Below are 6,730 nucleotides of genomic sequence, written 5' to 3'. Positions count from 1 at the left end.
GCGCCGAGAGTACGACTGTGCTTTCGAGTGCAAGTGTGAACAGGAGCGTCAGACCAAGAGCAGCGGCCGAAAGAAAATCACCTGCGTCCGGTGCTGTCAGGACAAATGCCGTGGCCAGTATATCCGGTTGGAGAAACGGCACTGCAGGAATCTCCCAAAAACCCTCCGCCCATGTGAGGGCAGTGACAATTCCCATTCCGAGCGGCAGAGCAAAGCGCACGCGCATTGCATGCAGGAGAAGAACCAGCAGGACGCCGATCAGTGTGTAGTAAGTCAGCGGGTCGGAGAGTGAGCCTCCCATGGTCAGTGCCCATGGGGAAGGCAGCAGGATACGTGCGTAGAGGGCTGCTGTTATCAGCATCGTAAGTCCCAGACCAAAGATGAGACCCGTCCGTATGATCGGAGGAAGCGACGCCTGCAGTGCAGCTGCATATTTTGTGCGTGTGAGCAGAGCGCCTGAGAAGGAGACGACCGCGGCGATGCCGAGCAGTTCCTGCCACGCAATGCCGCGTGCGATGATCTCCTCATAGACCAACCATGCCGTAATGGACGGAGAGGGGAGCGCAATCAGCGTCCTTCCGCCGCGCGAAGCCATGAGCGTTCCAATGACACAGGCAACAATGCCGCATGGATACGCCGCTGTGAACGGCATGCCTGTGCGCGCGAGGAGCGACGCAGTCAGAACGAGAGCGAGGGCGGCGACGAAGACCAATATAAAAGCATCGCAGAGTGGCGCATACAGAACTCTCTTCTCACTGTTCATGCCTGCCCTCCCGCGATATCTCAAAACATTTTTATTCTATCACAAAGAATTGAATTTCACAAATAAGAATACTGAACGCACGCGAAATCGTCTGTAAAAGATTGATTCGCATGTATGATGGTTTAAAAGAAATCACATTTCCTACTTGACAAAAGTGTCTGAATTATAATAAAATCGCAAATAGGGTATAACTTTAGAAAAAACCCAAGTCGTTTTATACCTTCTGTATTTCTATCTATCTATAGTAGGAGGAAAAAATATGATTGTTGGCGTTGCAAAGGAAATCAAAAATAATGAATTCCGCGTCGGTATGACCCCCGCAGGTGTTGAGGCAATGCGCCGCGCAGGCCACACGGTTCTGATTGAGGAAGGCGCCGGCGTCGGCAGCGGTTTTACAGATGCTGATTATAAGGCAGTCGGAGCTGAGATTGTATCGGACAAGAAAGCTCTGTTCGATCGTTCCGAAATGATTGTTAAGGTAAAAGAGCCTCTTGAATCTGAATACGACCTCTTCCATGAGGGACAGATTCTCTTTACATATCTCCACCTTGCTGCTGAGCCGGGACTTACGGAAGCACTTCTTAAAAAGAAGGTCGTCGGTATTGCATATGAGACGGTTCTCGGCAAGAGCGGGCGCGGTCTTCCGCTGCTCGCTCCGATGAGCGAAATCGCAGGGCGTATGTCGGTTCAGATCGGCGCGCAGTTCCTTGAGAGCCGTTACGGCGGAAGCGGCGTCCTTCTGGGCGGAATCGCAGGCGTTTCTGCAGGCCAGGTCGTTATCATCGGCGGCGGCAACGTTGGAACGAATGCGGCGAAGATTGCCGTTGGTCTCGGTGCGCGCGTCACGGTCATTGATCTCTCGATCGAGCGCCTCCGTGAGCTCGACGATATCTTTGGCGGCCGCATTGTTACGGAGTATTCTTCGAGCTACAATATCGCAAAGTGGGTGCGCGAGGCAGATCTCCTGATCGGCTCGGTTCTCATCCCGGGTGCCCGCACCCCGATCCTCGTCACCGAGGAAATGGTCAAGACCATGAAGAAAGGATCCGTCATCGTCGATGTTGCAATCGATCAGGGCGGTTCGATCGAGACCTGCGACCATGTCACCACGCATGAGAACCCGACGTTCGAAAAGCACGGCGTTGTTCATTACTCCGTCGCCAACATACCGGGGGCCGTCTCCCGTACTTCTACGCTCGGTATTACGAACGCAACGATCTCCTATGCGGTTGATATTGCAACCAAGGGCTATAAGGCAGCCCTTCAGCAAGTTCCCGGCCTCAAGTTCGGCCTCAACACCATCGATGGTCACCTCACCAACGAGGCGGTTGCAAAGGCACTGAACCTCCCATTTAAGCCCATTGATGATTTTCTTGCGTAATTCTTCACGCTGATTGCTAAGGGGCTGTTTCACTCCCATATGCTTCCATATGCGCTGTGAAATAGCCCTTTTCCTAATTTACTTATCGAGGAAACGCTTGGAGGTATGGTTTTTATGTTTTTTAAGAAGAAGACACTGGAAGACTTCAGTGCACAGCGTGAAAACAGCGGGATGCACCGCACGCTGAGTACCGTTGATCTGACCTTCCTTGGGATTGGCGGCATCATCGGGTCGGGCGTGTTCGTCCTGACGGGAATTGGTGCCGCGCGCTATGCAGGGCCGGGCATCGTATTATCCTTTATAGCTGCAGGACTCCTCTGCATGCTGGTCGGGCTTGCCTATGCCGAACTGGCATCGCTCATCCCCGCCGCAGGCAGTGCCTATGCCTATACGTTTGCATCCCTCGGCGAGGGGATGGCGTTCCTCTGCGGATGGTCGCTCATCATCGGCTATATCGTTACCGCGAGTGCGGTTGCGGTCGGATTTTCGGCCTATTTCTCAGGAATGATGGCGTCTCTTGGAATGGAGATACCAAAGGAATGGCTTACAACGATGCCGGAGGGGGGTATTATCAATCTGCCGGCCGTTGTCATTACGCTGCTGATCGGCTTCATCCTCGCGCACGGCACGAAGGAAAGTTCGCGTCTCAATACGATCCTCATTTCGATCACACTGTGCGCCATCGTTGCATTCGTCCTTGTCACTGCTCCTGAGATGAACATTGCCGAGAATCTGAATCCGTTCCTTCCGTTCGGTGCCGGCGGCATCATGACCGGCGCGGCGGTTGTGTTCTTCTCTTTTATGGGCTTTGATACGGTCGCAACATCTGCCGAGGAGTGCAAAACACCGGAGAAGAGTCTCCCCATCGGCATCATCGCTTCCGTCTTTGTCTGCCTCTGCATCTATGCCGTCGTCGCATTCGTGCTCACGGCAACGGTCAACTACACGGATCTTGACCGTGCGGACCCGGTTGCCTACTGTCTGCGCCTCATCGGCCACATGGGCCTTGCGAACTTTGTGACGGTCGGCATCCTCTTCGGCATGATTACGACGCTCATCGTCTACATCTTCGGTCAGGCACGCGTCTTCTACGCAATGTCACGCGACGGATTCCTCCCGCAGGTCATGGCGAATATTCATCCGAAACACGGTACGCCGTACTTCATCACCCTCGGCGGTTCGATTCTCATCGCGTTCATTGCAGGCTGCGTCCCGATGCTCTACATTGTTGAGCTGGCAAATACGGGCGTTCTGGCGGCTTTCTTCATTGTATTTGTCGGACTGATTGCGCTTCGCCGCAATGCACCTGAACTGCCGCGCACCTTCACTTTCCCGATGCTCTACGTGCTCGCGCCGATCGGCATGGCCGTTTGCCTCTACCTTATCTGGGCGCTTTCGTTCATAACGAACATCACCTTCATCGTGCTGATGCTGCTCGGCCTTGTGTTTTACAACCTCTACGCAACCGAGCATCGCTGCTGGGAAAAGAAGTAAATAATTGTACGGCAAGCAAGCTAACAGCCCGTCCCAAAGGACGGGCTGTTTTCGTCTGAAAAGATCTTGTACATTCGTTTTCAAAAGAAGAATACGTTGCATAAAGATCTTGCATCCGCTAAAATAATAGCGTTACATAAGAGGTTTTCGTTTGATGCAGAAGCGGAAGGAAGTGCCCTATGCCAAGCCGCGCGGCGTGGGTCGAAATCGATCTTGGTGCGATCGCCCACAATTACGGAGAGATTCGAAAATACATCCGACACGAGGCAAAGCTCTGTGCTGTGGTGAAGGCAGATGCCTATGGACATGGTGCGATTGCCGTAGCGCGCAAAGCGATCGCGGCAGGGGCGGAGTATTTGGCGGTTGCGACGATCTCCGAGGCGTTGAAGCTGCGTGAGGCAGGCTTTACAACGCCGCTTCTCATCCTTGGCCTGACCAAGCCGGAAAGCTCGTTTGATATTGTCGATGCGGATCTCACGCAGACGGTTTGCCGCATTGATCTCGTGCAGGCACTGTCAGCCGAAGCGACTGCCCAGGGCAAGAGGGTTAAGGTGCACATTGCCGTCGACACGGGGCTCGGACGCATTGGCGTCCGCCCGGAGGATGCTGCCGACTTCGCAAAGAAGATCACGGCGCTTCCGGGGATTGAGCTGGAGGGAATATTCTCCCATTTTGCCCTTGCCGATATCGAAGACAAAAGTTTTTCGCGGCATCAGATCAAACTTTTTCAAATTGCCTGCACCGGGGTCGAAGCGGCTGGAATTCATATCCCTCTTCGACATATTGCTGAATCTGCCGCCATTCTTGATTTGCCGGATGTACATTTTGACATGGTTCGTGCGGGGATCCTTCAGTACGGGCTTTGGCCCTCCAATGAAGTTGCTCATCCGTTTTATCTGCGCCCGGCGATGAAGTTCTGCGCGCGTATTGTCTACATTAAGACCATTTCGCCCGGCACATCAATCGGCTATGGGCGCCATTTTATCGCAGAACGCGAGACGCGTATCGCAACAATTTCGGTCGGGTATGCGGACGGGTACATTCGCGCCTATGCATGCGGTGCAGTCGAGATACGGGGCAAGCGTGCCGCCATTGCCGGACGTATCTGCATGGATCAGTGCATGGTCGATATTACCGATATCCCAGAGGCGAAAATAGGGGATGTCGTCACGCTCTTTGGCTCGGATACGCTGCCTGCAGACGATCTTGCGGAGTGGGCGAATACGATCAGCTACGAAGTCCTCTGTCTCGTATCAAAGCATGTTTCACGCGTTTATATCGATTGAGAGAGGGCGCTTGCACGCAGTTTCGGGCTGCTGCAGAAGCGTTTTGCTTCGTGCGGCAGCCCAAAACTATTATGGAGATGATATTCTTTTACAAGTGCGCCCGATGAATGCCGTATTGGGAATCGGACATCTTTTATCTTTGTGGGGTTTATAACCGCAGGATATCAGGCGGTCTTCTTGACGTTCCAGCCGACAGCGACCTTTCGCATCGTGATGAAGTCGGCGTAGATGCCGGCTTCGCCGACGATTGTTTCATACCCGCTCAGCGTGATCCAAAAAAATATCCCTGTGCAAGCATTCTCTTGCGACAGGGATGGTTTGCAGATAAGGAGAGTATCTTCAACGCGGCTGTGATCGGCGTATTTTTAGCCCTCAGCTTTGCGGCATGCGATAATGTCATTGATCTCGCGCTGCTGCTGCGCCTCGATGCGCTGCTGGATGAAGATATTCGGGATGGAGACGCCGACGACAATGGCGAGGATGATGGTAACGCCGTCCACGCCAAACCGCAGAGCTTCTAAGAGCTCTTCCACGGAGATGGTTTGGATATGCAGCACAGCAAAGAGCAGCCGGTAGAGGAGAACGCAGGGGACGAGAGGTATGACGGGCGGGATAATGAGCAGGGTGTTCGGGGTGTGTACGATATGGATGACCTTGAGTGCGGCAATGCCGACGACTGCGGCGGCGGCGAAGGAACCGATCGCCTGCGGCACGCCAAACTCGAGCATGAGTACATTGCGGATCAGCATGGTTACGATTCCCTCGACAGCGACGATAGCGAGCAGCCTCTTCGGTGTGTTGAACATGATGGAGAAACCGCCCGCCGCGAGGATGGCGGCAAGTGCCTGAGTGAAGTAGGTGTCCGTTGGCTGTATGTGCACGTCGGAGATGTTGTGAACGCCCGCAACGAGGATGGCGAACGCGATGCCGAAGGTCATGCCGCCGATGATGAGCATGGTATCCATCGCGCGTGTCATGCCGGAGGTGATAAAGCGGTTCAGCATATCGCTCGCCGCATTGATGGACGGAAAGCCGGGCATGAGGAAGATGGTACACGCGACGAGAGCGTACCACATAGTTCCGAGGCCAAACGCGGCAGGGATCATCCATGCGAAGAGCGTTGCGACAAATGCTGTAATCATTGCACAGGCATATGGGTTGAATGCATACCTTGTACTCATGCGGTGTGCGATAAATCCCATGAGTGCTGCAATCATCGCGATCAGCGCCTCAAGCCAGCTGCCGCCGAAGAGCTTGCACGATCCGCCGGAACCAACGGCAGCACCGAGTGCGATGCCCCAGTCAGGATAGCAGAGGGGACGCTCTCGGATGCGATTGATTGCGCGCTCGATCGGGGTGATCGAAGTGTTTCCGCGCAGGATGCGCCATGTGAGCTTGCTGACGGCGGCGATGACGGAGAGATTTACGCCGTGCTTCATGCACTTGCGGAACTGTGTGAAGGAACGTTCTCCGTCACTGACGCAGAGCATGAGGGTGGTATATGTGACGTGTGACTGGATCTGCTCAGCGGGGATGCGCAGCTGGACGGCGGCGCGGCGCATATCACGGACGATGCGTGCGCAGTCTGCACCGTTCTCCATCAGCGTCTGCCCGATGTCGAGCAGGATCTTCATCTTGTGATTGAGCGCCTTGTTGCTGTCTTCCGAGACGCCTTTGATCGGATTTGATTCCATGCGGGACCGCGCTGCCTTTCTTCATCTGCTCACAATTTTTTACATTATAACATAGACTGCTGTTCCGATGAAATAAGAAATGAAGTGCCATGCGGCAATCCGTCTCAATCAA

General features: G+C 54.1%; 4 protein-coding genes and 1 pseudogene. 3 read left to right on the top strand and 2 right to left on the bottom strand.

Annotated elements, in window-relative coordinates:
* Positions 1–763 (bottom strand): annotated as a pseudogene (locus HMPREF7545_RS10370) (nitrate reductase); the annotation flags it as partial.
* A 259-nt stretch (positions 764–1,022) separates the two neighbouring features.
* Here HMPREF7545_RS10370 and ald point away from each other — a divergent pair.
* From ald to alr, 3 genes are all read left to right on the top strand, one after another.
* Positions 1,023–2,144, top strand: coding sequence for an alanine dehydrogenase (gene ald, locus HMPREF7545_RS04410; protein ID WP_006694481.1), 1,122 nt, complete (start codon positions 1,023–1,025; stop codon positions 2,142–2,144).
* A gap of 114 nt (positions 2,145–2,258) precedes the next feature.
* Positions 2,259–3,638 (top strand): amino acid permease, encoded by a 1,380-nt coding sequence (locus tag HMPREF7545_RS04405; protein ID WP_040571215.1) that lies wholly within the window; start codon positions 2,259–2,261, stop codon positions 3,636–3,638.
* A 179-nt stretch (positions 3,639–3,817) separates the two neighbouring features.
* Positions 3,818–4,924, top strand: a complete 1,107-nt coding sequence (gene alr / locus HMPREF7545_RS04400; RefSeq protein ID WP_006694479.1) for an alanine racemase — start codon at positions 3,818–3,820, stop codon at positions 4,922–4,924.
* A 365-nt stretch (positions 4,925–5,289) separates the two neighbouring features.
* On the opposite strand, the gene HMPREF7545_RS04395 is transcribed toward alr, so the two are convergent.
* A complete protein-coding gene (locus HMPREF7545_RS04395) occupies positions 5,290–6,618 on the bottom strand; it encodes a threonine/serine exporter family protein (protein WP_006694478.1) in 1,329 nt (442 codons plus the stop codon).
* Positions 6,619–6,730: the final 112 nt, after the last annotated feature.

The organism is Centipeda noxia ATCC 43541 (assembly GCF_000160555.1).
Taxonomy (GTDB): Bacteria; Bacillota; Negativicutes; order Selenomonadales; family Selenomonadaceae; genus Centipeda; species Centipeda noxia.
The sequence above is the reverse complement of the archived record's forward strand: the minus strand, read 5'-3'. Positions and strand labels throughout refer to the sequence as shown.